Here is a 25,045-nt window from a genome sequence, read left to right on the forward strand (position 1 = left end):
CACTTTTAAACGAATGGGTTCTGCGAGACACGACGCCTGTCCTCGTAAAGGCCACGGTTAAGAGAGCCATTGTCACCGTAATGAATGTCCACATCAGCGTCGAACACATAGCCTGCCCCTCGGGCTGTTTTGATTAGACGAGGGTTCGCGGGATCTGCTTCAAGCTTTCGACGCAGGCGCAAAATGAGGACATCGACGCTTCGGTCATACACCTCTTCTCCACGGACTCGGCTCGCACGCAGAATCTGTTCTCTCGTTAACACGTCACGCGGCTGTTCCAGAAAAGCGACCAAAAGATTGAATTCCCCCGGGGTAAGTTTGACCTCGCCGCTTTTTTTTGACATTAGCCGACGCTGTCTGAGGTTCAATGTCCATCCCAAAAAATTAAAGGAACGTCGATCTTTTGCCCCTGGACTGAAAGTCCGGCGACGCATTGCCGCGCGAATGCGGGCTAGGAATTCACGCATTCCAAAAGGCTTTGAAACAAAGTCAGTTGCCCCGAGCTCCAGTGCAACAACCTTTTCTGCTTCCTCAAGGCGATCACCGCTAATCACGATGATGGGAATTCCCCATTTTGTTGTCAGGTTGCGTATGATCTCCAATCCGTCTTCACGACCCAGATTAAGCTCAAGAACCACAAGATCAACCGGCTCACACGCGAGCACGCGATTCAGCTGCCTACTATCGCTGACTGCGGTTGACCTGAAGGCGTGTGAAGTCAGATATTCAACAATAAGATGCCGCATAGCGGCGTCGTCATCAAAGACAAGAACGTGCTTCAACAGCGTACCTTTCAATTATATCAAACTTAAGGTGGGTACCGGACCACCGTCTGGTATTCAGTCCCTCAGTGCAGTTAGGTAACTCCGGCACGCTGATGAGGTGACCCGAAAGTTCGCAATCGAGAGAAAGCCCCTTACTGACGATCCATCGCAGACACGTGCCCAGCGCCCGTCTACTTAATTCGGGATGAACGCCTTGGCGACTTGGCTATGAGTTGGTCTTCCAGTGCTTTTCCAATCAAAACCATCTTGCTTTGTTCATTCATAAAAGCTCGAGCACTGGTTGACACGAGCGAATGATAGCATCCGTGTGGAGATAATGGGGTTACAGGCGATATCAACCAGCTCTGAAGCATCCTACCTCTTTGATTCCTAGCGGCATCAGTTTGCCGACTTCGGCCCTTCTAATGGATAACATATATTTGTAAAATTGATAATTTGAATGGCGTTCATCGAGAACATGGATACTTGAGTGAAGAGCCTTAAAATGCTCTAGGACCGATCGACATTCAGGATTCCCAAATCGGTTGATCACTGATTCATAGGGTACCGTGTGAAGCACGGAGGCCTTTGATGGGAGTGAAGCGATACGAGTTGAACGAGGCGCAATGGTCGAGAATTGCGCCTTTGTTGCCAGGCAAGACGGTCCATCGCCGGTTCAGTCGCTGGTGCCATGCCGGTGTATGGGAGCGGGTCTTTGATGCCCTCACTGCTGACCGGGACAATCAGTACTTAATGATCGACAGTACTATCGTGCGTGCCCATCAACAGGCGGCGAGCGGAAAAGGGGGGCCAAGGATCAGGCGCTGGGGCGTTCCAGAGGTGGACTGACGACTAAGATCCATATGCTGGCCGATGCACTCGGGCGTCCCTTGCGCTTTATCGTGACGGCCGGCCAGGTCGGCGACATCACGCAAGCTCCCGCTCTTCTTCATGATCAGACAGGTCAGGCCGTTCTGGGGGATAAAGCCTATGACAGCAATGCCTTGCGGGCAACGATCGCGAAGATGGAGGCCGAAGCGGTCATACCCTCAAACCGTTCCCGAAAAGTCATCATTCCGCATGATCCGAAAATCTACAAGCATCGCAATCGCATCTAAAGGTGCTTCAATCGCCTGAAACACTTCCGACGCTTTGCCACACGCTACGAACGTCGAGCTATTCACTTCACAGGATTCATCCATCTCGCTGCGATCATGATCTGGATACCATGAATGTCGATCGCCCTAGAGCGTGTCGGCCTCTTCTGACCTGCCACTGAGAATTTCCTCCAGAATGGATTAGAGTCCGGACCATTAAGGACGGACATATGAAGAAGCAGAGATTTACGGAAGAGCAGATTATTGCGGTGCTGAAGGAACAGGAGGCGGGTGCGAAGGCAGCCGATCTCTGGCGCAAGCACGGAATTTCAGAAGCAACGTTTTATAATTGGAAAGCCAAATACGGCGGGATGGAAGTCTCCGAGGCGAAGCGGCTGAAGGCGCTTGAGGACGAGAACGCGAGGCTAAAGAAGCTGCTGGCCGAACAGATGCTTGATGCGGCCGCACTCCGCGAGCTTCTTGCAATAAAATGGTAGGGCCTGCCGCCAAGCGTGAAGCCGTCACGCATCTGAAGTCCGTCATGGGTCTTTCGGAACGGCGGGCCTGCCAGATCATATCTGCCGATCGCAAGACGATCCGTTACCAGTCGAGCCGACCGCCGGAGACCGAGTTGCGAGCGAAGCTGCGCGAGTTGGCTAATGAGCGACGGCGTTTCGGCTACCGCCGAATGTTGGTCTTGCTTCGGCGGGAGGGAGAGCCGTCCGGCGTCAACCGCATCTACCGGCTGTATCGCGAGGAAGGGCTTTCAGTACGCAAGCGGAAGGCCCGACGCACGCGTGCGCCGATCCTGGTCGAAGCGAAGGCCAATGCCCGCTGGTCGCTGGATTTCGTCCATGATCAGAACGCCTGGCAGCGATCCCGGACACCTCGATCTCCGGTCGTCGCGTCGCCCGAGAACTGACAACGCTGATCGAACGACGCGGCAAACCGGGGGTGATCGTTTCCGACAACGGCACCGAACTCACGTCGAATGCCATCCTCACCTGGTCGAAAGATCACAAGGTCGAATGGCACTACATCGCTCCGGGAAAGCCGAGGCAGAATGGCTATGTCGAAAGTTTCAACGGGCGCACGCGCGACGAGCTGCTCAACGAAAGCCTGTTCTTCGGCCTCGATCATGCCCGAAGCGCCATTGCTGATTGGGCGGACGATTATAACCATTTCCGGCCACACTCGTCGCTCGGATACCAGACCCCGGCAGGCTACGCCGGGATCATCGCCGCAACCGGCTCCAACGCTGCGCAAGATGAAAGCTTCGCGTTTCCGCCGGTTGCTCCCACCGCGCCATTTGGCGTATACAAACCCGCCGAGGCTCTAATCGCAGCCGGATGAAACTTCAGTGGCAGGTCACTTCAGCCCCTTGATGAGGTTTGGACCTATAGGGAAAACTAAAGTTCTCACATCTCGGATACGACACTTTGGTTGCGAGGTTAATGCTGGTTTAGAAGATCAGCCACTGTCTCACCGCGTCTGCGGGCATCGGCGCCTAGCCATATTTCGCCCACTTCATACACGTCACCGCTTGTCCGGAATGGCACTATGACGTCGATTGCTGAGGAGAGCATATCTATTAGCGTACGGTCTTCCATGGAAGATCCTTGCGGGCTGCTCTTGACGAGCGAAAAGAGCTTCTTGAAGGCTTGGACAGGATTTGCTCCGTGAATAGTGGAAATCGATCCCGGGTGGCCAGAAACGACCTCGCTCAGATACGCCCAAGCGGCGTCGTCGCGCATCTCGCCCAGCAATATTCGATCCGGCCTCATGCGTAAACTAGCCTGTAAAAGCTGCTCTGCAGTTACCGCACCTAAACCTGCTCCATCTTTCGAATAGAGTAGCCTGACATGATTCTCGTGCGGGATTACGAGTTCGAGTGTGTCTTCAATAGTGATTAGCCTTTCTTGCGGTGGAATAGCGTTTATCAAAGTCTTGCTCATCGTGGTTTTCCCACTTCCTGTGTGTCCGCAAAGCAGCATTGTCAGTCGCCCGGTCACGCAGGCTTGAAGGAATTTTTCCAAATCACCGCAAGCGTAGAGCTTTAGAATCTCCTCATCTTCATGAGCACGGCGCTCGTTGCGCAACTGCCATTTATTCCAGCGTGATGCTTGATAGCGGGATGACACTTCCTTGAGTTCGGCCACATGAGTCGAGGGGCGCCGAATTGTCAGACTAACAGTACCTGACGGCACTGCAGGCGGTAAACAGATCTGCAGCCGCTCTCCGCCTGGCAACTCGGTGGCGCAGAGAGGGCTTCGTGGTCCTACATCTTGCTTTCGCAACGCTCCGGCCAAGATCGCGATATCTTCAAGATCGTCGCATGTGAGAGATGAAGGATGTTTCTTGAACGCACCGGCCTGGCGAACGAATGCCTCCCCGGGCTTGTTAATCGCGACCTCTTCGGTCCTTGGGTCCTCAAGCCATTTCAAAACCGGTTTGAGGAGGAAATACAATTGGGGATGTGCCACCGCTTGCATCAAAGTCTCCAATCTTCATTGTCGTTGAGGTGCTTGGGCCATTGTTTATCGACTTCTCGCTCTCTTTGGCGCGTCGGTCGCCTTAAGCTCGTATATTTCTGAGAAATCAAGATCACGAGCGACAAAAATGGACACGGCATCACCCTGGTTTTTCTTTAGGGTTGGCGGAATGTTGACCGTTGCCTCAAGCGCAGTATCGACCGTTTGTCCACCATTGCCTTGAAAATTGTTGACGCTGAGCCCGCCTGAACTTTCACCGTATTGACTGGCGGCTTGTAACGTACCCTGGACGACGCTCAAGAGCATTCCGCCTCCAAATCGTTGCCAGAAGTGATTGTCCACGGTACCGGGCATGCCGGAGCGGCCGAGTTCATCAGCGCCCGGCGACGCGAGCGAAACCACGGCATGAGTCGGTGTTTCAGCGCGGTTCCAGATTACAAAGACTCGTGCATCCCCCTGCCGTAAACCCTGCTGAATTTCACCAATAACGGTTGTTCCGCGATCTAGAAGCACAATATTATTCGTCGCCCCACGAATGTCTTGGGGTAAGACGCACTTTACGAAGCCCGGCAAGTTCGTGTCGATCGCTGTTTGTAAAACGCAGGGAATAATGGTTCCTTGGGTAATCATGAAGTCAGGGTGCGGCAGGAGTTTGGCTCTGGTTGGCTCCTGCACACCGGGTTTCATGCGAGTTGACAGATCGTTCTCGACTGGAGCTTCGCCCGCCTGCAACGAGGTCTCGTTCTGTTCCTCCTCGCGGGGGTGACTAATGTCAGCCGATTGATCACCGCTATCATAAGCGAATATTGCCGATTGCGCGACCTGCGCATCATCCAGCTCTGGAGAGTTCCGTTCTGGCGCGGAGGCTGACGTCTGAACAGCCTGTTTGGGTGTTGGAGGATCGGGCGCAACCTCAATCGGTGCCGGGCGAAAAGGCTCTGCGTTGGCGACCAACGGTGTTTGAGGCGGCGGAGGGGGGGCGCCTCTTTTCTTTGAGAATCCGACGGTCCAGATGAGAGATAGCGATGAAGCCAGAATTAGGCTTGCAATCAACAACTTCTTTGATCCCGAAAGACTTCGACGAGTTGGCTCGGTAACCAGGGATCCCGACGCATCTACATCGTGCCCCGATTCTGAGTTGGCGTCATTCATCGGCTCGTCCCTTTCACAACGCGCCATACATCGGCTCTTACCGTACCGGTGCCCGGATTTTTTCCAATGGGATCGTATGCGCTATTGAAAATTCCTAATACTGTATGGCCATCCCTCAGCCGCCATTCACGCGCAACTGCGGAGACCTCGATATAGGCTCCTTTGATCGAAATATTGGCAGCAGCTTCCTTACCGTCCGGATTGATCATGTAGATGGAGGGAATGCGTACATTGCCTGGAAAGCGGAATACAGTGGTGACTCCGTTATCGAAGACTTCCAATGGTGTTAGCGAGTGATCGCCCTGTGCGACGTAGTGGAAATTGTTGGCATCAGGATTGGCGGCTGCGGCCGGCTGATCCAACAAATCCTGAGCTCTCTGTTGAGACCGCGCTTTCGCCCGCATCCCATCGAATATCGATTGCTTTTCTAGTTCCTTCCGCCGAGCAGCAGCGTCGTCGTTCGGATAGACGAATTGTACGCTGTAGTATAGGTCAGGTTGCTCTTTATCAAGTCGAGACATGACCTTGGTGGAAATGTTGAAGACATATCGTCGCGTACCTGCCTCGCTCGCAGTCAACACAATAACTGGCTGTGGGGACAGGGCTTGACTGGCCTTGAAAAAGAGATAGTTGCCTCGCGGAAGGGCTGCCAGATCCTTGCTATTCGACACGGCGACTGCTGTTACCGTCTCGCCGGCTCCGAAAGTGACAACTAGTGTTGCGCCGACAGCGGTTGACATTCGGACCACCTGGTCGGGGTTGTAGGCCAGATAGCGCATGCGCGGATCCAGTTTGCCGGCAGCAGGAGTATCTTCCGCATGCACGCCCATCGCAAAGGAAATCAAACAGATCAGTGTGAAAACGGCCCTTGTTGTCATGGCTGAGTCCCTCCCGCATTCGAGACGGTATCTTCCGAAGCCCGGTAGGAGGTAACGATTAATCCTGCTGGATTTGTCAGCCTCGATTGGCCAGGCAGGCTTGTGACATTTTCATAGCGGACGGTTGCAGTCCAAGTACTCACCGTTGACATCTGACCATCCAAGATGAGCGTTCGTCTGTAACGAATCTGCTGCACTCCCGGCGCAATATCGTTTGAGGAGATGTGCTCGACATCTAGCCTACCTCGCTTGCCGATTGTGACCTGGGGCGAGCTCGGACTGGGGTAATTGAAGAATTGCTGATATTCTTGGCGAACAGACGATGCGCTGAAACTCGATACGAGGTCATAGGCATATTGAGCTGTGTCCGCTGTATAACCCTCGCGTAGGCGAACATATTGCCACAGTGAAGCATTGATGATTGCCTGCTCTTGCGTGGCTGGCAGTCGAGACACGGATACCTCGCTGTCAACCGTCCCATCCGGTCGCACCCAAAGATATACGGGCACAAGCTTGGTCAACGGAACCATGGCGGCGATAGTGAAGGCCTGCGCAACGTTTCCAAGAACAGCAGCAGCCGCAATGACGACCAATACTTTGGAAAGACGCCGCGCCGACTTCGCGCGTGAAGTTTGGAAGGCCTCCACTTCCTTGTAATGTGCGGAAAGCGACTCTCGCCCCACCAGGAGACCATACTCAGGTCCCTTCATTTAGGCTCTCCCGCACATTCGACGTCGAGATCCGATGTGGTGGGTTGCCATCGCCCCGCATTCAGCTGGAAAGCCGCACCCTTGCAAGTCGCCAGCGAATCACTTGTCTTGCAAGCGGCCAAAGCGAGGAACAGAAACAGAGAACAATACTTCATGTCGTCAACCTCAATTTTCATTTCATTGCACTTAACCGCGTGTGATCTGGGCTAATTGGCGGCTGAGGCTGAGAGATTTATTTGTACCCGCCCAGGTGCCACCACCAATATTGCTGGCTATCATCGGAAGTGCGACGATCAGGGCGTCACCAGCTAGAAAGAACATGTCGAGTTCGTAAAGCCCGATAATCTTGGCTGCAGTCGTGCCCGCAAGGTTGATCACGCCGAGCATGAATGCGAGAGCTCCTAGTTCCGTTGCGATGACCAGAGTTGCCACGATGTTCAACAGGAGAAGCAGCAGCCCGTAGGAGAGGAGCTGTCCGACCCATTTGGAAGCCATATCGCGCGTGTGATCAAAGAGATAGCCTACAAGGATCAGCGGTCCGATCGCTACCAGTAGCTTGGTTAGGATCCCACAGGCGTCATAGATCTCGAACGCTACCCAAAGTGCACCGTAGAAAATCCACTGTGCGCCTTCGAAGGCAAGAGTGTCTTGGCTATTCATCGGTCCAATTTCGGATGCGATCTTCTGAAAGCAGACCTGGCTTAGAGCGAACATGAAGTCGAGCTTTGCGGGAATATTAACCAGCGGAATGTTACTGCCGCTGATCTGGTCAACGAAGCTCGGGATCGTATCCTCAAAGAATGACACGACGTAGTCATGATAGTTCGCCTGGCCTAGGATCAGGGAGATAACGATCGACACCGTGATGATCTTCGTGATTCCACCACGGGTATCGATTTCGCCACGCATCACCAAAAAGCCTTGGACTATTATCCAAAGCGTGACACACGCCACCAGAGGCGCATTGAGCGCGCTCTGGATCTTTCCGAGCACGGAGTTCAGTGCGATTGTGAAGGCCTGATCAAAGACCGTATGTATAGCCGTAAACGGCGCAGAAATTGCAAACTTCATCGCTCCAACCTGATTTGGCTCTTTCCACCGCAGGTGGGCTGAGTTTGAATTATTATCTGAGCCGAATTACCACGGGCCAAAGATGCGCCCGGTTTTCTCGCGTTCTAGTCGCTGCGCTGCCGCCTCTTCCGCGGCGTGAAGGCTGGCCTGCGCAGTGGTCATCGTCAGCAAACTGGTCGCCTGGCTGTTCTGAATGATGGCGTCGTGGATCTGTTTGAGAAGCAAACCGTTCGTGACGGTGGCCTGCATTATGTTCCTTGAACTAGACAGCTGAGCGAGCGTCTTGCTGTTTTCTGCCAGGCGCTGGCCCATCTTCTCCAGATTGTCGGCTGCAATGTCCGCGGCATTAGCAGCACCGGTAATTTGTTGCAGTAGCAGCTTCGCTTCCGCGTCGGTACCCGAGATTTCGCGATTTTGAATGATCGCGCGCGCCGTGGACCCGGTTGGTATCGTCACGCTTAGTATCTTATCGCTACCGAACATTTTCTCGTTTAGCTGATTGGTCAAGGGATATCGGTTCGCTTGGTTGAGCGAGCCTAACAGACCGGTGACGCCGAAGGACGACGAGAACACCGTCACCAAATTCATTGTCTGCTCGAGAATCGCGGCTGTTTTTTCGATTTGCACGATGGTCTGAGCTATTGCTCCCATGTCAATGACGGCAAACTGCGCGCGAGCTGGACCCTGCAGCACTAGGAAGGTGGTCAGCGCTGTAACTGTGAGTTGGGCAAATTTCATCAAAGTTCCTCCGTCAATCCTGCACTTCATGGTAACGTGCCATGAATTTGTCGATCCACGCACCGGGGGCCTCTCCGTATTCGTCGCGGAGTTGATCGGCAAAGCGCACCGTGTTGGCCCGCCCGGACAGTACGGCGACATATTCGCGCATCTCAGCCAAGTCGAATTCGCAGACAACGCTCCCGCTCTCGCGCTTAAGCAAAAATTTGCGGCTGCCGATTGCCATGTGCTCGCGGATAGCCTGAAATTCTCCTTCGGTACACTTCAAGCCGTCGATATAGGCTGATCGGTCCGCCGTCGGTGATGGATAGAAGATTTTTGTCATGCATTGTGCAACAAGACTGGCTCCGATGGGCGATTCCAGAACGTGCTCGGGTTGCTGTGTTGCGAGTATCAACAAGCCGTTATTCTTGCGAACGGTCAGCAAGAACTTGTCGATGACGGCAGCGAATTGGGGGTTTAATAAATAAAACCGGAACTCGTCGCAACTCATGACAAAGCGACGTCCGTCCACGACAGAGCCTACGCGATGCAGTAGATAGGCAGCTGCCGGCGCGCAGACCTCCTCGTACTCCAACAGCTGCGTCATGTCGAAGCCTGTAATGGAAGCGTCGAGCTTTACTTCATCTATCTCGCCGTCAAAGGCCCAACCCAGCGCGCTTCCTCGGCACCACCGCTCCAACCGTGCACCTGCGCCTTCTGAGGGGCCGTGCAACAGGAATTCGCGTAGACCTGCGATTGAGCGCATAGCTGGCTCAAACGAAAGTTGTCGGGTGATGCCCCGGTCCAAGCGGCGAACCTCTTCCGACGAAATTGCTCCACGTCCGTCGTTCTCGATGAGTGCGACCATCCACTCGCGCAGAAAATCGCGCGAGGCCGACGTATTTTCGAGGCCCCGCAGAGGCGCCAAACCGCTGGGAACGCCTCTGCGTAGTGCCAGATATGTCCCTCCGGTGGCACGTACCAGCAGTTCACCACCGCGGTCTTTGTCAAAGAAAACTATCGCACCATTACGTTCAGCCGTGCTCTGCTCGAGCATCGCAAGGATAAAGGTCATTAGCGTTGTTTTGCCTTTTCCGACGGGTCCGAATATCGCCGTCATGCCAACATCATTCTCATGAGGGACATAATCGAAAGGGGTGCCGCCGTTGGTGCGGAAGCGTGCAACTGCATTGCCCCAATGGCCAGAATTCGCGCCGCTGGGGAAATTCTCAAATGAGACCAGGCCGGCGAAGTTGCGGGAGGTAATTGCCCCGGGTCGCGTGCGCCACTTGGTATTCCCCGGAAGTTGCGCCCAGTAAGCCGCCTCCATACCAATACCTTCCTGGACAATGACGGCGCCCGATTCCGCCAACCGAGTGCGGGCGCTTGCAGCGCGGTCGGCAAGGCTATTGAGATCATCGGCATAGACGCAGAGGCTTAAATGGTGCGAGCCCATTACGAATTCGTTGCTTGCCAGTGCGTCCTCTGCTTCGGCGAGTTCTGTGATCTGGCTGACGGCCTTGTCACCAGAGCTCGTCATTTGACTGGACTTAAGGCTAAGTTTGGCATGAGCCTGTGCACGCGTGAGGAAGGAGAAACTCTGGCTTAAAACAAGCGGGAAATTCGTGGACAGTAGCGGATGGAGCATACCTGTACTGGTTTTCGCTGGATATTCTCGAAATGAAAACATTGAGCCGACGTAGCTATCTCCGGGAGTACGAATCTCCACTGCGCGTTTGCCGCAGATCACACGATCAGTATAAATCGAAGCGCCCAGTGAGCCGCTAACCATTGGAACTGGAGTCAAACGGCAGGTCATTATCAGCCGGAGTGCCTCCGCGATTTCTGAGAAAATCACGCCATCTTTCTCGCGAATCCCAAGTCGGCGGAGACCGTAAGCGTCGAGGGCGCCAGCAGTGATGTGCCAGAGATCTTCCAGGTTCCGCGCTTGGCTTGCCAGATCGACTTCCTTGCCTTCGTAGCGCTTGAAAAAACGGCCTCTGAATTTTCCGACGGTACTGCGAGGGTACACGATCAGGGTAAGGAAGTGATCGTTGCGAAAAAGATTTCCAAGCAGCACACGCTGCTCATAAGCTTCACTCAGACTACCAGCAAACGTGCTTCGGAACTGCCGTGCCGGGGGTGACGGGACATCATTATGTCGCACGAGATGGGCGCATATCGATACGTTATCATCGGCAATGTTGCGTAAGAGCGTATTAAACGCTCGGCAGCGTGCATTTCGGATTGCAACGTCTTCCAGTTCGAAGGGCAAGCCTCTGACATGTGCCATGGCCATGATTGCGCCGTCTTCGAGAAGGACAGCCTTGTCGCTGAGGTGGCCAACATATGGCAGATATATCTCACCAGACCTCTCGGTCCTGCCACTTGTGCCGAACATTAAGCCATTCCTCTTCCTCGCCTCGGCACTTTGATCGGGTTGGGACTGACGCTTGCCCCGCCCCAGATCGGCCCATCGACGCTTCTGCCTGCGGTCCGCAGATAGAGTAGCGCCACGCTCGCGGCATTATAGTCGCGCTCAACAACAACTTTTGATCCGAACCACAGTGGCACAAGGATAATTTCGTAAAGAGGATTCTGAACGATGACGATGATTAGGCCGGCTAACATCATGAGTAATCCGGCCAAGGTGAGCGGCACGCCTAGGAATAATGCAGGGCGTGTGGCCGCCACGTAGAGAATACTCTCTTCCAGTCGGTCGCTCATCCGCCGGCGCCAATGAGCGCTTTGCCAAGGAAGCTGGCCCCGAACATGATGACGATGCCACCGATGACACCGGCAACGAGACCGAGTGAAGCACGACCGAACATCCACGATATGCCGATGGCGACGATGCCCAGGATAGCCAGTGACTGTCCAAACGGACCAAGGATGAACGTGCAGATATTATTTACCATCGTCGCGGGATCGGTCCCGCCCGTGACTTGCGCCATCGCAGGCGCGGAGCAGACAATACTCCAGGCCGCCGCTCCGCCGGCAGCTGGCGCATAGGGAACTGCAGCACGCAACGTTGCGCTCAGCAGTGAAAGGGAGCTAAAACGTACACGATTTGTGTTAGATAACGCCATTATTTGTATCTCCATTCGATTGACCATTGGTCATTATTGTTGTTTGAATTCAAGGTCGTGCGACCTTTTGATGTGTTTGGAGACGCGATGAATCGTCCTCCGAACGCTCTTGCTCGTACGAGCCCCAGACGTCCCATATGTCTTCCGATATCTGCTTTTCATCAGCCTGTTGCGGTAGTTCGATCAGCTGTGGCACGATCTCTCGAGCGGCGGCCTCAACCTTCCGAACATAACCGTTTGCAAACCCGCGCTGCAGATCGCCCGTGTTGTAGGCGGAGATGGCCTTTCGGAGAGCAAGTTGCCGTGCCGCGGCAGTGTCGCCGCCAGCATAGCGGCTTTCAAGCAAGTACGCCGCAGCGGCAAGTGACTTGCAGGGCTGCAGGGCATTTTCAATCGTGAGATTGAGGGCGGGAAAGTTTTTACTGTTGATCTGCATAAGCCCGATGTCGATGGAATGCTGCGCGTCGAGGCGGTCTTTGACACCATAGCGTGCTTGCGTTTGATCATCCCAGTGAAGGCTCTCACCCGTAGTATTGTCATGTGCCGCAAGTGGATCAAAGCCACTTTCGACCTTGGCAATTGCCGCTAAGGTCGTCGGATCAACCGATGGTGCGCAATCGCGAGCAAGGCTATCAAATTCACGGAAGGATAGTGGGGCGGCCTCGCTAGAAAGGCACGTCGAGGTCAAAACGGCCACCGCCAAGGGCCAAGCTGCAGGGAACATTTCGTATCGCCTCAGGGTCGTAGGTTGCCGAAAGAGTCGGAGTTAATTGCCACTCGCGCTTATTGGCCATAGCCTGTTACAAAACGATGTCCCAATTCTGCATTTTGATTTCATATGAAGGAAAGTGGCATGCTCAGAGCGGGCTCGGGAAATCTGGACAGCCAGGATAGGTGCAATTTCCTGACTTCGGCTAGATGCCGGGAACAGGAGACAACAAAACGAGACTAGCGCGCCGGAATTGCCCGGCATCTGAGGCGAGGAGCCGCTCGTGGAATCATCCCAGCTTCCATCTGGCTCAAGATTAACGCCTCGGAAGTCATGCTTTTGTGATCGCACTGAAAAGTCGCTCGGCCAGCAGTGCAAGCGCACTGGCAAGGTCGTCCGGAAGCTCATCAGTCGCGTCGCTCATGGCAGGATGGAATCATATTCGAGTCCGCCATTCCAGTTCTTTTGCTCATCCTGCCGATGTCGGCCGCCAGGTCTTTTGCGGCATCCGCCAGTCTATGCCTTCGAGGAGATAACCGAGCTGGGCCGGTGTGATCACCACCGTGCCGTCAGCGGCTGACGGTCAGATGAAGCGGCCGCGCTCCAGCTTCTTCGTGAACAGACAGGCTCCTTGTCCGTCATGCCAGATCACCTTGATCAGACCTCCACCGCGCCCCCGGAACACGAACAGATGTCCGCACATCGGATCGCGCTTCAGCGTCTCCTGCACCATCAGCGACAGACCGGGGAAGCCTTTGCGCATGTCCGTGTGACCGGTCGCCAGCCAGACCTTCACACCACTCGGAACCGGGATCATCTCCGCCCCAGCACGACATCGAGAATGCGGCCCAGCGCGTCCGTGTCGATGTCGCTGTCTACGCGGATACGACGGTCCCGACCGAGTTCAATCGTCACATCGCTGCGCTTCCGGCCTGCGATGGGGTGGGTGGCCCCGAGGGAATAGGCGAGGCTGGAAGCGCGGCCTCGGACACGACCACCGGCACAAACGTGCTCGTTGTTTCCGTCCTCGGCTCCTCGATTTGGCAAAGCTCCCTGCGCCAACGGAAGAGCTGACTGACATGGATACCGGCCGATCGCGCAATCTCGGAAAGCACCGCACCTGGCTCGAGACAGGCTGCAACGAGCCGCTCTTTATCTTCCTGAGACCAGCGCCGTCGGCGCTCGACAGACGTGATCACTTCAATCTGATGCTTTGTCATAGGACTACTCCTAGTGTTTGCACTAGGACTTCCGATGTTCGTCTCAACCTCGCAAGACGGCCCTCACCGGTCGCTTACGATCCTTTTTGCGAGATGCCATCTGAACCCGCTAAGCGACTTTAGCGTAGGTTCTCGTCCGGCCCTTATTCATCTTTGGCCCAGCCGTTGGTGTCGGCCGTCTTCGCGAGGAGGAACGCATTGTACCTGCTGATCTCGTCGAGCTTTCTCACTAACTCGCTGTCCGGTCCACCGAGCAAGGTTTGATAGTCCTTGCCTCCTGTTGACCTCTGCCAATCATTCCCAATAAAGCGTGCGGTCGCTTTGCCGAAGGAAGAAACCTTTGGTTTTGGGTTGCCAAACGATACGGCTGCGCGGCTCAATCCGCCTTGAAAGCTTGCGTCATCGAGTCCGCTATAAGGCTTTCCTTCGAAATTCTTTGCATTAAGGAAGATCTGCTAGTCACCGAACACGGCATATCCGCCGCTCCAAACCTTTTTTCGTTGCGTCCGCTGCCTCGAAGAATCTTTGTGCGACGGTGGCGTTAAGGCTGCCCTGCGGAAACCGCACGACAACAAAGCCTGTCTTACCTGTCGTGTCGTTGAGGCGAGCGGTAAGGGCGCGATATTGGCGGAAGACGTAACCTAGGGAGCCGGCAAGTCGATCGGCCGCGGCCTCATCGAGATCACTCACGGTCTGAAGCGATGCATTGGTTTTGAGGAGATACCCGCCGGGCGTAACCTCTTTCCTCAAGGTCGCAGCGTCGATCCCGTTGGCTGTTATGATCTTTGGCACAATATCTTTTGAGACTTCGGCTGAAAACGTCGCTCGATCATCATAGCTGGACTGGGAAAGCCGCGGCAAATGGAAACCTGCGGAGGGCGTTGCCCGATAGGACACAAGCACCTTTCGCTTTGCCAGCGCTATATTCTGGAATGCTGAAGGGATGCGGCAGCCTCTTTGATTTGGCAACATAATTAAAATGCTGATAGGTGATACCGACACCGGCTTTTGAATTGCCCGCAGCAGCCGCAGATATGCGCGGCACTCGACAAAGTTCTTTAGGCTCGTTGATTGGGATCATTCGTCGAGATGACGGTTGCGATGTCACGAACTTTTCGCAGGCCCCGGAAAACCTGTTAATCCACGTTCGTTCACCTCTTGTACAATCCTTGAAACGGCACCCTGTTCTAGATCAAGGTGGTTCATCAACGCGGACTCCACCAGGGTCGCTGCCCTGCCTAGTTCAGATATTGCGGCAATTAGCTTCCCGAGGCTCTCAACAAACGCGGGCCGAAGTTCCGACGCAGTTACTTCCATTCGTAAAGGGTGAGTGCAAAAACAGAATCGGTGGACGATTTTGCAAGCCTCGCAATTCAATGCTTCTTGGGCGATTTTAGTGAATATCGCTTCTGCCCTTAAGGCAAGTTCGTCAGAGGACAATTTATCCGCCACGGTCCAGGTCTCTGGGACCTGCGGCCGCATTCGATTTAATGCCGAGATCAGGGTCTCACGTCCGACAACATAAAAATCTAACAGGGCTCTTTCCGACATCGGCCTCGTGAAAAAGCCTCTTTGAGGGATGTATTGGATATTCCCTTCAGCTGCAAGCCGCTGAAGTGCTTCGCGAACTGGCGTTCGACCAAAATCGAGCTTAGACGCTAGATCCTGTTCCCTGAGATGTTGCCCCGGCACACGACCGTTACTGTAGAGAATTCGTCGGATAGCATCGTAGGCAATATCGGCCTTTGCAGGTTCTGGTTCAGTAGAAAAATTTGGGTCATCCCCACGACCTTGGGGCGCGTTCTTGCAACACCGCATTTGATAGTTTTCCTCTGTCGATATCCTTCAAGGACCTACAGGAGTTTCTTGCATTGAGACTGGACGGTCGCTTCGAATTAAGATCGAATTAGTCGGCCCTTCCAATGCCGGCACCGCGTTTCGCGCCCGAACCAGATTCGGCATCAACCACCTGTAACAGCCGCGGCCGTAATTGGCAGCTATTGCATTATAGCGCTGATTTCAATGGCATAGGCACACGGCTGGGTCGGGTAGCGCGCTGGTCCAATGTCTACCGCCTGTCGTATTTCGCAAGCGGCCAGCTTTAAGCGAACCGTGCTCTTCGGTGGACGTGTGTCGGCCTCACCGTCAACGAATAATTTTGCCGATCGGTTATTCCTACCAATCAGCCGATTATAGGCATAGGCGGATTTGATGTATCTTCCGCTATCTGCGACCTCGCGAAGCGCATTCAGATGCTCGTTCCGCTCGGCCGGGCAGCGTATAGCACGCCGTGGAGCAACCACACGTTCGCCATCGAGCAATGCGAGCCCCATTTCCGGGCTATCACACCTGACTTTGTTTGGATGCATTTTGTCACGTCGGTTCATCTAAGCCTCCGGTCGCTGACCAGGGTAGTCCCCCTGCCGCGTGTTGAGCAGGTCTAGACGGGGCTCCATCATAGATCAATATTCAACAATAATATATTTTTTGATATATTCGGCCAATTGCCCGGTCGGACTTTAATACTCTAGTTGCCGAATACAAATCCCCAGGCGATATAGTATAGCGCGCGCGCGTTGAAGGTTTGCTTGAGTCCGCGAATGTTCGAGCTGACAATCTCCCGTTGGTGATGGCCAAAGCGCGGAGTGGTCATGTACGGCTATGACTCCCTCAAAGCAGCACGAAAAGTTCCCCTCTATCTGACACGCCCGACATGTTGGTGGGATTGAGTAGTTCGGCAACACCGGGCCGATCACAAGTAATTGTATTTATTGGAAGAATCTAAGTCCGACGGAGACACTTCCTTCGCGCTTGTATCGAAAGTCAAACACAGATCGCTGACAAGAGAACGCCTGGGATGAACACCGGCTACGCCGAAGTCAGTTTACTCGGAACACCATTATATTCGGTCAGCGCAGAGAGCGTTCTCGGCAGGTCGGAAATCTGGCATCCTGGCTCCCCGTGTGGTAGATCCGACTAGTTTTGCTGGGCGAGCGACCCACCGCAAAAGAATGGCATTCTTATCGAGCCAGTCACACGGCGCTCGCTCCCGGAACATTGATACTTTATCCTCGCGACACGGGTGGTGTCATAGCCATCAGGTTAAAACATCCCGCAATGCAACGCTCGACTATTGCGAGTGGGACCGGACGTTTGCATTTGCTGCGACACCCGTGAAGCCTCCACCCAGGGCGACGCGACCATGGGAGCCGCAAAACGACCGCCGATTGCGACATTCAACTGCACGTGATCCTTGGCCAATTTTTGGTTTGCCGTAGCGAGGCTTGATTGAGCGCTGGACACCTGCCTTTGCGCGTCGAGAACATCGAGCAGAGACGAGGCGCCATCCTTGTGCGAGTCCACCGAAAGCCTCAGTGTTTCTTCGGTCGTTTCCACTTGCCTGTGACGTGAGTTTACTGTGCGAACGTCGCGTCGGACGGCTGTCAAAGCGTCCTGAACTTCCTGCACAGCTGTCAGCACGGTTGATTTCCAGCTTATGTAGGCTGCTGCCGCGGCCGATTTAGAAGTCTCCACGTTTGCCCGTAAACGGCCGCCGTCCAGAATCGGGAGGTCAAGGCTCGGCCCGAAGGACCATTTCGAGATATCGCCGCGACGGCCACGCTGATTGATGTAGGAAGGTGTGATCGAGCCGGAGAGCGTTATCGCGGGATAAAGCCGTGCTTCCGCCACGCCGATCTTTGCAGTCGCCGCGGCGAGATTCCGCTCAGCTTGGCGAATATCGGGTCGATTGCGAATAAGATCGGCGGGAATGCCGGCATTGATCTTTCCGCGATAGACCGGCTGCCCTTCGTTTTTCTGCAGTTGCTTGACCACCATTTCCGACGGCAAGGCGATGAGGGTCGCAATGTGATGAGCCGACACGCGGAAATTCAGTTCCAGACTTGGTAATTCGGCAATCGTCGACTGGACAAGCGCTTCGGCCTGCGAGACATCCAGCCGGGAAGCTGCTCCCGCTTCGAGTTGAAAATTCGTGAGATCGTAGGTCTCCTGGCGCGACTTCAGGTTCGCTCGAGAAATGGAGACGCGCTGCTGGTAGTACCGGGCGTCGATGTAGGAGGAAACAAGATCTTTGATTAGAGCCAGCTTTGCGACGTCGACAGCCGCATGCGCAGAATCAAGAGAAGCAAGTGCGCTTTCGGTGCTGCGCCGGTACTGGCCGAATACGTCCAGCAGCCCGGTCAACGATAGTTGCCCCCCGGAGATATTCTGGGTGCTCGTGACATCTCGCGCTTTGCAGATCGTGTGTGATGCTCCAAAATCAAGGTTGGGAAGGCCCCCGGCGCCAGTGATGGTGACGTCCGCGGCGGCGGCATTAATCCTTTCGAGCGCCTGCTGAACACTGAGGTTCTTATCCAGGCCGGTGGCAACGTACTGGTTGAGCGTACGATCTGAAAAGGAATTCCACCATGCCGACACCGCAACATCGCCGACGCTCTGTTTTGCACCCTCGGAAAACTTCGCCGGTAAAGGTGTTTCCGGCGGTGCAAAGTCGGGCCCGAGCATGCAAGATGACAAAAGCAGCGGCAACACCGCAGCGGCTAGACGGAGCGAATGCATTTCAATCAACCTCGATTACAGCACAATTCAAGCCAAACCCGTTTCGCCTGCCCGAAGAATGATGCAAGCGCACAATTGCCGACGCAGTCGATCGAGGCGAAGAATTCGAGCGTGAGACTACGAAATCGCGTGCAGCCAAAGCAACAAGTCTACAACCGTTGTCCTCCCCCATTCGACTAAATTTGTAATAAGTCGCCAGAAAGCCGGCCAGACTCCGACAGGAAGCCTAGAATTTCGGCGCTTTGGGGGAGACGCTGGCTTATGACACCTTTGACGAGTCCAGCAGGCATATTTCGACGGACACGTTAGATGCCCAACCGGTAACATGATGTCGATTTGAGGCGCGCTGTCTTGCGATTGCAACCCACAGTGACGGAACACATCGTTGCGCCATATCCCGGATATGCTTGCAGCGGCTGTCCTCGACATATTTTGGAGTTCTTCGATTTCACCTGTTGTGACGTCATACCGTGATTGATTGATGAGACTTTTCCGGGGAATCCCCGGCACAACGATGCTGCTATCGGTCATCGCCAGACCACTCAGCGGTATCGCGATCGCAGCGTGGGCGGACATTGCAGGAAGGCGACGATTCGGCGTGTACCCCTTGACCTGCCACTGAACTTTCATCCGGCGGCGACCGGAGCCCCGGCGTTTTTGAATACGCCAATTGGCGCGGTGTGAGCAACCGGCGGAAACGCGAAGTTTTCATCTTGCGCAGCGTTGGAGCCGGTTGCGGCGATGGTCCCGGCAAAGTCTGCTGGGGTTTTGTATCCGAGCGATGAGTGGCCGGAAGCGGTTGTAATCGTCCGCCCATTCAGCAATGGCGCTTCGGGCATGATCGAGGCCCGAAGAAAAGGCTATCGTTGAGCAGCTCGTCGCGCATGCGCCCGTTGAAACTCTCGACATAGCCGTTCTGCATTGGCTTCCGAATTGTAAGGGAGCTAATTGCCGGCATCTCGAAATCCCGCCGCATTAGCGGGTGATCTCCTTCAAGTTCCATCAATTCGCCGGAGCATGTGTTCAACGTTAATTGCGTGGAAGATAAAGCCGAGTTCGCTAAGCGGAGAATCGTATCGGATGTCGTCTATTGTGGCGATCAGCCGGTCAGCATCGATCAGTCCCAGTTCATGCAGCAGGCAACGACGGGATAATTGATTAGTGATCTCGCTAGCACCGATAATCAGCGAGCCGGTCAGATAGTGTTCGAAATTTTCTCTTATAGAAACGCCGAAGAACCGTTTCGGATATCCAAGCCGTTCCAACATCCGGCGATGCAGCGCCTTTTCGTGCCTCCAGGCTAAAGGCAAACTCCGATAAAATCGTACGGCTTCTGGCTGGGCGAATGGGCTAATTGGCCATATGCCATGGCTCGCAAACAAAGGAGCCCGCGCGGCGTGTGCCTCCAGTACCGAGATCGGCAGAATAGGAAAGGGTGCCCGATCGCAGCATGCTGCATAGTCGGGCAATCGGCTTTTGAGCACCAGCGTCATGGCGGAGGGAAGGATCGCAGGAAGGAATGCATCGCTAATATTACGAGCGATTTGCTCGTGACTTTGCTCGAAAGCATGGGCCATTAGCAACTCATCACCGCCTGTACCAGTTGCGACCGCCCGCGGGGCTGAGGCAGTTGCGAGCGACTTCAATAGTTGATGGAGGGGCCGCTGCAGATCGGCATTGTAGGGAGCGGGGACGTAGTCGCTACTCACTTCGAACCCACACGGAACCATTGGTATCGTGTCAACACGCAGCGTTTGGTCGTGGAAGCCAAAGTGCTCGATTGCTATTTCGCGCCGCGAAGTCTGTTGACTTCGAGCTGGCCCCTCGACTTCCAAGGCATAGGTTTGCAGGGCGTCAGGATGCTGCCCAGCCAAAATGGCGGTAACGACTGCCGAATCCAATCCTCCGCTGAATTCGCTAGCCGTGAGGGTGGGCGTGAGCGGCCAGCGACGCAGCAGGGTGTCGATCAAACGGCATGCTGCGGCTGCAACATCGGCCTCATCCACAAGCGGGGTCGGGATGAAATACGGTGCCGGAGGGGGATATTTCGTCTCGACGGCTCCGGTCCTGCTGATGCAAAGCGACGCGCGCTCCGTCAGCATGAAAACACCGCGAAACATCGTCGTTGTTGCATAGGGGAGCGTGCCGATAAGACGCAGGCCAGTTCGGTCGGTGTCGACGTCGGCGAGGGTCATGCCCGAATAAAAGTCCGCTATCGACCAGGAGAGATCAATGCGCTCGCCGCTGACCTTCAGATAAAGTGGCGCAACACCTCCATGTCCGGCGCTCAAGGTCACCGTGCCGGAATGGCAGTTGATCGAAATTGTCTGATAGTCCAATGGCCATTGCCCAAAGGCACAGAAATCCTCCGCTCGTTCTATCGACCAATCCCTGAGTGCCACAAGCTGCCCATTCGCTTCGGCGGAACGCTCGCGGCAGATCAGGATGATTTGATCAGTGGTGTCCCACCGGAAGCTTTCGAGCAAAGGATGGTCTAGGATAGAGATGTTGGGGTAGGGCGGCGGGTACATCGGGGGCTCAGCCACGCACTCGAGATGACCTCGGTCAATCGTTCCCTTGAACATCGGTGATCGCTTAGTTGATGAAAATCTAAAGGGGCGGTGACCGCCGCCTTGGCGACGGTCACACGGATCAAACTTAAACGTCCAGTTTGTCCATGTCGCCCGGCTTGCCCCCCTTGATCATGGCAGCAATCTCTGTGGTCGAAGGGGTCGGTCCGACGCGCGGCGCCTTGGCAAACACGCTCAACTCGCTAGCGATGAGATTAACGGGCTTGCGGGTGGTTGTCGTTTCCATGTTTTGACTCTCCGTTGGTTGCTTTCCTCGCCGTCTCCCTAAAGGGATGCCAATGACGCGAGTGACTGAGGTGCACTGACTGTCCTATGCCGTTCTAGGGTGGCATAGGCTGCGGAATCATTAGGCTGCAATCGATCCGGGCGGCTACGTGACTGGCTCTCTGGCCCCAGCATCGATTGTGATGTAGCACCGCTTGTGCAAAAGAAATGCAGGCGGGGACTTGTGTGCGTTTATGAGCCGGACTGGCGGCGAATTGGTGACCAATACTTCCTGAGCCATAAGGTTCAAACATCGAGCGGAATTTCCTATGCTAGCTAGTTGCCTTCAACGTCTGCGGGGCGGACGAGGGGATGACTTCGAGTGGCACGACTAATTCGTTTTCGAAAATGCTGGGCTCTGAGAGTATGTGTGTTTGCCACCCGTTGGCGCGCAAGGAGTTTATCAACTTTGGGTGCGTCTCGCCGATAAGCGAGGTGATGCCGGCAACGCGGCAAAACTCCATCAACCCGATCATTAAAACCCGCGATACGCGAACCCCGTCAATCCTTTCGTCACCGCTTGCAACCGCCCACCGCGTCCATTCGAAAACGTCGTGCGACCTTGGCCACTTTTGGCCCCGCATGATTTGCGGGTAGACGCTTGAAAGAAGATGTGGCTGCACCGTAGGAAGGAGCCGAGAATACCCGATCACCGCATCGTTCTTGAGAACGCTAAAATGAATAGCGCAATCGTGATCAAACTGATCTATTTCCCGTCTATCACTCTTGCGTAATGCCTGCCATCCACGTCGTTCCACAAATTGCTGGTGTCGAAATCGCCAGATTTTCTCCATGAGCACGGCGTTAGCCCGAGTATAGCGCGGCGATCAGGATGAGACGGTGGCGACAATCTGGATGAGACTCTTATGTCGCGGTCGGCATGAAGGTATCATGCTGATTGTCGCTGGCAAGAGTCTCGTCGTGTTCTGATTGCCGCTCCGCGACAAACTGGGAAGAGCTTTTGATTGTCGCGAAGGCGGCAGGTCTGCCGCGCTGGCGTTTGGCTTCCATGGCGGAACGTCGCCGGTAGCTTTCGACGTTCATTTCGAAGATCGTTGCGTGATGAACAAGTCGGTCCACCGCGGCAAGCGTCATGGCCGGGTCCGGAAAGACGCGGTTCCATTCTCCAAAGGGCTGATTGGCGGTGATCATGATGGAACGTCGCTCATATCTTGCGGAGATGAGTTCGAAGAGCACGCTGGTCTCGGCCTGGTCCTTGGTGACGTAGGCCAGATCGTCGAGGACAAGCAGATCGAACTTGTCGAGCTTTGTGATGGCGGACTCGAGCTGGAGTTCACGCCGTGCGACCTGAAGCTTCTGGACGAGGTCAGTCGTGCGGGTGAACAGCACCCGCCAACCGTTCTCGATTAGCGCGAGACCGATGGCGGCAGCGAGATGGCTCTTTCCGCCGCCGGGCGGACCGAACATGAGGATATTGGCACCTTTGGCGAGCCAACTATCGCCGGCGGCAATGGCCATGACCTGGGCCTTGGAGACCATGGGCACGGCGTCAAAAGCGAAGCTGTCGAGCGTCTTTCCAGGCGGCAGATGCGCCTCGGCGAGATGACGTTCGATCCTGCGATGCGCCCGTTCAGCCAGTTCATGCTCGGCGATGGTCGAGAGGAAGCGAGCCGCAGGCCACCCTTCACGATCGGCCTGTTCGGCAAATTGCGGCCACAGCGTTTTGATCGTCGGCAACCGGAGCTCATTCAGCATGATGCCGAGGCGGGCTTCGTCGATGGTGTTGTGGACGTTCTTCATGCCGCTTCTCCCGGATAGGCAGACTCCATCAGGGCTTCATAGCTATTGAGCGATGCGAGTTGCACATGAACGGTCGGCAACTGATCCGGGTCCGGGCCGAAGATCGCTCTCAAGGCGACCAGGTCGGGCAGGTTGTGGGCGTCGAGCGTTCTGGCAAGCTCCTCGGCCAGTTCACGCTCGCAACCGCGATCATGAGCCAGGGCCAGCAATTCGACGGTGATCTTGCAAGCCTGCCGGTCAGGCAGTTGCTCGAGGAGAGCGTCGAAAGCCCTTCGATATTCCGAACGGGGGAAGAGCTTGTCGCGATAGACCAAGTTGAGAAGCGCCATCGGCTTTTTGCGCAGGGAATGAATGACGTGGTGATAGTTGACGACCTGATCGTGCTTGCCACTCGCATGGGCGCGACCCCGCGGTAACGTCAGCAGATGCGTGCCGCCGATGAAGACGTCGAGGCGATCGTCAAACAAACGCACACGCAGCCGATGGCCGATCAAACGGGAGGGGACCGTGTAGAAGACCTTTCGCAAGGCGAAGCCACCGGTGCGCGACACGGTGACGACCACCTCCTCGAAGTCGGTGGTGCGGCGATCGGGAAGCGCCTGCAGATGCGGGCGCTCGGCATCGATGCGCTTGCCATGTGTGGCATTGCGGCGACTGACGATCTCATCGATGAAGGCGCGGTAGGAGGGAAGATCGTCAAAGTCCGTGGTGCCGCGCATCAGAAGAGCATCGAGGACAGCGCTCTTGAGATGGCCGTGGGAACTTTCGATCGAGCCGTTCTCGTGGGCGATGCCCTTGTTGTTGCGAGTTGGCGTCATTCGGTAATGAGCGCACAGGTCCTCATAGCGGTTTGTCATATCGACCTTGGCATCGGCATCGAGGTTGCGGAATGCGGCCGACAGACTGTCGCTACGATGATAGAGGGGCGAGCCGCCAATGGACCACAGGGCGTTCTGCAGCCCCTCGGCCAAGGCCACAAAGCTTTCTCCGCCAAGGATGACATGGGCGTGCTCGAAGCCCGACCAAACCAGCCGGAAGTGATAAAGCAAATGGTCGAGCGGCTGGCCGGCAATCGTCACGCTGAGGCTGCCCATGTCGGTAAAATCCGACAACCCCAACCGGCCGGGTTCATGCATCTGGCGGAAGATCACCTCCTGCTCCTGGCCGTGAACGGCTCGCCAGGACCGAATGCGCCGCTCAAGTGTGCGGCGAATGCCTTCGGATAGTTCCGGGTGACGCCGCAGCATCTCGTCGTAAACGGCGACCGCACGAATGCCGGGAGCGGCCTTGAGGAGCGGAACGACCTCTGCATCAAAGATATGCTCAAGCGGATCGGGGCGACGCCGACCGCGGGGCGGCTTGTTCTGCGACGGAAGGCGCTGCTCTTTTTCCATACGGAACGCCGTCGCCCGGCTGATCGACGCCTTCGCGGCGGCGACCTCAACAGAATGCGTTTGTCGGTACTTCATGAATAATCTCATCTGATGATCGGTTACATGGCGACCCGGCACAAAGGTGGTTCTCCATTCCAGAAAACCGCCACCGTAGCGGGCCGACCGCGATCATGAGACGCCTAAAAATTGCGCCGCGGCGGGGGTGTAACTCCGGTCGGGCTACGCCCTCCCTTCGTCACACCCCCGCCGCCGAGTCTCATCCTGATTGACGTTTAATCTCACCGTGATTGTCGCCGCGCAGCCCGAGAGTTCCCAATGCAAATCTTCATCATCGCTCCCTGCCCCCGGAGATCATTATGCGCGATCTTTCTGTCCTTCAAAATGAGTAGAAATACTTATTTCTGAGTTAGGTCGCGGATGTTTAACGTCGTTCGTCGCGCTAACATGGTTTGAAATCAAATAATCCGCGCGGATGGGAAATGGCGTTAACGGAAAGATCGGCCAAAACGGGCTTAAGAATGCCATCATCCCGTACCGCTAGAGTAAATTTGCAGA

General features: G+C 55.3%; 22 protein-coding genes and 4 pseudogenes. 2 read left to right on the forward strand and 24 right to left on the reverse strand.

Going from position 1 to position 25,045, the window contains the following annotated elements:
• Positions 1 to 5 precede the first annotated feature (5 nt).
• On the reverse strand, positions 6 to 782 hold the full coding sequence (gene virG / locus FFM81_RS31865; RefSeq protein WP_017958571.1) for a two-component system response regulator VirG: 777 nt from the start codon (positions 780 to 782) through the stop codon (positions 6 to 8).
• A 579-nt stretch (positions 783 to 1,361) separates the two neighbouring features.
• Between virG and FFM81_RS31870 the strand changes: the two are divergent.
• Both FFM81_RS31870 and FFM81_RS31875 read left to right on the forward strand, forming a co-directional pair.
• Positions 1,362 to 1,996 (forward strand): annotated as a pseudogene (locus FFM81_RS31870) (IS5 family transposase).
• A 95-nt stretch (positions 1,997 to 2,091) separates the two neighbouring features.
• A pseudogene (locus tag FFM81_RS31875) lies at positions 2,092 to 3,214 on the forward strand (integrase core domain-containing protein).
• A 98-nt stretch (positions 3,215 to 3,312) separates the two neighbouring features.
• On the opposite strand, the gene virB11 reads toward FFM81_RS31875, so the two are convergent.
• From virB11 to istA, 23 genes and pseudogenes are all read right to left on the reverse strand, one after another.
• Complete coding sequence (gene virB11 / locus FFM81_RS31880; RefSeq protein WP_138333823.1) at positions 3,313 to 4,353, reverse strand: P-type DNA transfer ATPase VirB11; 1,041 nt, start codon at positions 4,351 to 4,353, stop codon at positions 3,313 to 3,315.
• 45 nt (positions 4,354 to 4,398) lie between these two features.
• Positions 4,399 to 5,505 carry a type IV secretion system protein VirB10 gene (gene virB10, locus FFM81_RS31885; protein WP_138386517.1) on the reverse strand — a complete coding sequence of 369 codons (1,107 nt, stop codon included), beginning with the start codon at positions 5,503 to 5,505 and terminating at the stop codon, positions 4,399 to 4,401.
• Positions 5,502 to 6,383 carry a P-type conjugative transfer protein VirB9 gene (gene virB9, locus FFM81_RS31890; RefSeq protein ID WP_138386516.1) on the reverse strand — a complete coding sequence of 294 codons (882 nt, stop codon included), beginning with the start codon at positions 6,381 to 6,383 and terminating at the stop codon, positions 5,502 to 5,504. Before virB9 ends, virB10 begins: the two co-directional genes overlap by 4 nt.
• On the reverse strand, positions 6,380 to 7,093 hold the full coding sequence (locus FFM81_RS31895; RefSeq protein ID WP_017958577.1) for a type IV secretion system protein VirB8: 714 nt from the start codon (positions 7,091 to 7,093) through the stop codon (positions 6,380 to 6,382). The genes virB9 and FFM81_RS31895 overlap by 4 nt, the downstream gene beginning before the upstream one ends.
• Positions 7,090 to 7,269 (reverse strand): type IV secretion system lipoprotein VirB7, encoded by a 180-nt coding sequence (locus FFM81_RS31900; protein ID WP_391581026.1) that lies wholly within the window; start codon positions 7,267 to 7,269, stop codon positions 7,090 to 7,092. The genes FFM81_RS31895 and FFM81_RS31900 overlap by 4 nt, the downstream gene beginning before the upstream one ends.
• Positions 7,270 to 7,279: 10 nt before the next feature.
• A complete protein-coding gene (locus FFM81_RS31905; RefSeq protein ID WP_138386515.1) occupies positions 7,280 to 8,164 on the reverse strand; it encodes a type IV secretion system protein in 885 nt (294 codons plus the stop codon).
• A gap of 66 nt (positions 8,165 to 8,230) precedes the next feature.
• Positions 8,231 to 8,902 (reverse strand): TrbJ/VirB5 family protein, encoded by a 672-nt coding sequence (locus FFM81_RS31910; RefSeq protein ID WP_017958579.1) that lies wholly within the window; start codon positions 8,900 to 8,902, stop codon positions 8,231 to 8,233.
• 13 nt (positions 8,903 to 8,915) lie between these two features.
• Positions 8,916 to 11,285: a type IV secretion/conjugal transfer ATPase VirB4 gene (gene virB4 / locus FFM81_RS31915; protein WP_138386514.1), complete on the reverse strand. Its 2,370-nt coding sequence runs from the start codon at positions 11,283 to 11,285 to the stop codon at positions 8,916 to 8,918.
• On the reverse strand, positions 11,285 to 11,611 hold the full coding sequence (locus tag FFM81_RS31920; RefSeq protein ID WP_017958581.1) for a type IV secretion system protein VirB3: 327 nt from the start codon (positions 11,609 to 11,611) through the stop codon (positions 11,285 to 11,287). Before FFM81_RS31920 ends, virB4 begins: the two co-directional genes overlap by 1 nt.
• The gene (gene virB2, locus FFM81_RS31925; protein WP_138386513.1) at positions 11,608 to 11,973 is read right to left on the reverse strand and encodes a pilin major subunit VirB2; all 366 of its coding nucleotides are present in this window, start codon (positions 11,971 to 11,973) and stop codon (positions 11,608 to 11,610) included. Before virB2 ends, FFM81_RS31920 begins: the two co-directional genes overlap by 4 nt.
• 49 nt (positions 11,974 to 12,022) lie before the next feature.
• A complete protein-coding gene (locus tag FFM81_RS31930; protein ID WP_138386512.1) occupies positions 12,023 to 12,697 on the reverse strand; it encodes a type IV secretion system lytic transglycosylase VirB1 in 675 nt (224 codons plus the stop codon).
• A gap of 454 nt (positions 12,698 to 13,151) precedes the next feature.
• Positions 13,152 to 13,499 (reverse strand): annotated as a pseudogene (tnpB, locus tag FFM81_RS31935) (IS66 family insertion sequence element accessory protein TnpB).
• Between the two features lie 94 nt (positions 13,500 to 13,593).
• Positions 13,594 to 13,902, reverse strand: coding sequence for an IS66-like element accessory protein TnpA (tnpA, locus tag FFM81_RS31940; protein WP_173883911.1), 309 nt, complete (start codon positions 13,900 to 13,902; stop codon positions 13,594 to 13,596).
• Positions 13,903 to 14,045: 143 nt separating this feature from the next.
• On the reverse strand, positions 14,046 to 14,282 hold the full coding sequence (locus FFM81_RS33070) for a hypothetical protein (RefSeq protein WP_246401466.1): 237 nt from the start codon (positions 14,280 to 14,282) through the stop codon (positions 14,046 to 14,048).
• 79 nt (positions 14,283 to 14,361) lie between these two features.
• Complete coding sequence (locus FFM81_RS33075) at positions 14,362 to 14,805, reverse strand: hypothetical protein (protein ID WP_246401468.1); 444 nt, start codon at positions 14,803 to 14,805, stop codon at positions 14,362 to 14,364.
• A 201-nt stretch (positions 14,806 to 15,006) separates the two neighbouring features.
• Positions 15,007 to 15,720: a GntR family transcriptional regulator gene (locus FFM81_RS31950; protein WP_138386466.1), complete on the reverse strand. Its 714-nt coding sequence runs from the start codon at positions 15,718 to 15,720 to the stop codon at positions 15,007 to 15,009.
• A 1,284-nt stretch (positions 15,721 to 17,004) separates the two neighbouring features.
• Positions 17,005 to 18,480: an efflux transporter outer membrane subunit gene (locus FFM81_RS31955; RefSeq protein ID WP_138386465.1), complete on the reverse strand. Its 1,476-nt coding sequence runs from the start codon at positions 18,478 to 18,480 to the stop codon at positions 17,005 to 17,007.
• 626 nt (positions 18,481 to 19,106) lie between these two features.
• Positions 19,107 to 19,408: pseudogene (locus FFM81_RS31960) on the reverse strand (integrase core domain-containing protein); the annotation flags it as partial.
• A 64-nt stretch (positions 19,409 to 19,472) separates the two neighbouring features.
• A complete protein-coding gene (locus tag FFM81_RS31965; protein ID WP_138386464.1) occupies positions 19,473 to 21,065 on the reverse strand; it encodes an asparagine synthase-related protein in 1,593 nt (530 codons plus the stop codon).
• A gap of 73 nt (positions 21,066 to 21,138) precedes the next feature.
• Positions 21,139 to 21,297 carry a hypothetical protein gene (locus FFM81_RS31970; protein ID WP_168291008.1) on the reverse strand — a complete coding sequence of 53 codons (159 nt, stop codon included), beginning with the start codon at positions 21,295 to 21,297 and terminating at the stop codon, positions 21,139 to 21,141.
• A gap of 310 nt (positions 21,298 to 21,607) precedes the next feature.
• On the reverse strand, positions 21,608 to 22,135 hold the full coding sequence (locus FFM81_RS31975) for an acyl-homoserine-lactone synthase (RefSeq protein WP_281389181.1): 528 nt from the start codon (positions 22,133 to 22,135) through the stop codon (positions 21,608 to 21,610).
• 64 nt (positions 22,136 to 22,199) lie between these two features.
• Positions 22,200 to 23,096: an IS21-like element helper ATPase IstB gene (gene istB / locus FFM81_RS31980; RefSeq protein ID WP_138386462.1), complete on the reverse strand. Its 897-nt coding sequence runs from the start codon at positions 23,094 to 23,096 to the stop codon at positions 22,200 to 22,202.
• Complete coding sequence (gene istA / locus FFM81_RS31985) at positions 23,093 to 24,607, reverse strand: IS21 family transposase (protein ID WP_138386461.1); 1,515 nt, start codon at positions 24,605 to 24,607, stop codon at positions 23,093 to 23,095. Before istA ends, istB begins: the two co-directional genes overlap by 4 nt.
• Positions 24,608 to 25,045: the final 438 nt, after the last annotated feature.

Origin of the sequence: Rhizobium hidalgonense, assembly GCF_005862185.2 — a bacterium.
In the GTDB taxonomy this organism is placed as follows: domain Bacteria; phylum Pseudomonadota; class Alphaproteobacteria; order Rhizobiales; family Rhizobiaceae; genus Rhizobium; species Rhizobium hidalgonense.

Coding starts and splice junctions, on each gene's coding strand:
- virB11 (WP_138333823.1), bottom strand. CDS start 4,353: ATGCAAGCGGTGGCACATCCCCAATTGTATTTCCTCCTCAAACCGGTT.
- virB10 (WP_138386517.1), bottom strand. CDS start 5,505: ATGAATGACGCCAACTCAGAATCGGGGCACGATGTAGATGCGTCGGGA.
- virB9 (WP_138386516.1), bottom strand. CDS start 6,383: ATGACAACAAGGGCCGTTTTCACACTGATCTGTTTGATTTCCTTTGCG.
- FFM81_RS31895 (WP_017958577.1), bottom strand. CDS start 7,093: ATGAAGGGACCTGAGTATGGTCTCCTGGTGGGGCGAGAGTCGCTTTCC.
- FFM81_RS31900 (WP_391581026.1), bottom strand. CDS start 7,269: ATGAAAATTGAGGTTGACGACATGAAGTATTGTTCTCTGTTTCTGTTC.
- FFM81_RS31905 (WP_138386515.1), bottom strand. CDS start 8,164: ATGAAGTTTGCAATTTCTGCGCCGTTTACGGCTATACATACGGTCTTT.
- FFM81_RS31910 (WP_017958579.1), bottom strand. CDS start 8,902: ATGAAATTTGCCCAACTCACAGTTACAGCGCTGACCACCTTCCTAGTG.
- virB4 (WP_138386514.1), bottom strand. CDS start 11,285: ATGTTCGGCACAAGTGGCAGGACCGAGAGGTCTGGTGAGATATATCTG.
- FFM81_RS31920 (WP_017958581.1), bottom strand. CDS start 11,611: ATGAGCGACCGACTGGAAGAGAGTATTCTCTACGTGGCGGCCACACGC.
- virB2 (WP_138386513.1), bottom strand. CDS start 11,973: ATGGCGTTATCTAACACAAATCGTGTACGTTTTAGCTCCCTTTCACTG.
- FFM81_RS31930 (WP_138386512.1), bottom strand. CDS start 12,697: ATGTTCCCTGCAGCTTGGCCCTTGGCGGTGGCCGTTTTGACCTCGACG.
- tnpA (WP_173883911.1), bottom strand. CDS start 13,902: ATGACAAAGCATCAGATTGAAGTGATCACGTCTGTCGAGCGCCGACGG.
- FFM81_RS31950 (WP_138386466.1), bottom strand. CDS start 15,720: ATGCGGTGTTGCAAGAACGCGCCCCAAGGTCGTGGGGATGACCCAAAT.
- FFM81_RS31955 (WP_138386465.1), bottom strand. CDS start 18,480: ATGCATTCGCTCCGTCTAGCCGCTGCGGTGTTGCCGCTGCTTTTGTCA.
- FFM81_RS31965 (WP_138386464.1), bottom strand. CDS start 21,065: ATGTTCAAGGGAACGATTGACCGAGGTCATCTCGAGTGCGTGGCTGAG.
- FFM81_RS31970 (WP_168291008.1), bottom strand. CDS start 21,297: ATGGAAACGACAACCACCCGCAAGCCCGTTAATCTCATCGCTAGCGAG.
- istB (WP_138386462.1), bottom strand. CDS start 23,096: ATGAAGAACGTCCACAACACCATCGACGAAGCCCGCCTCGGCATCATG.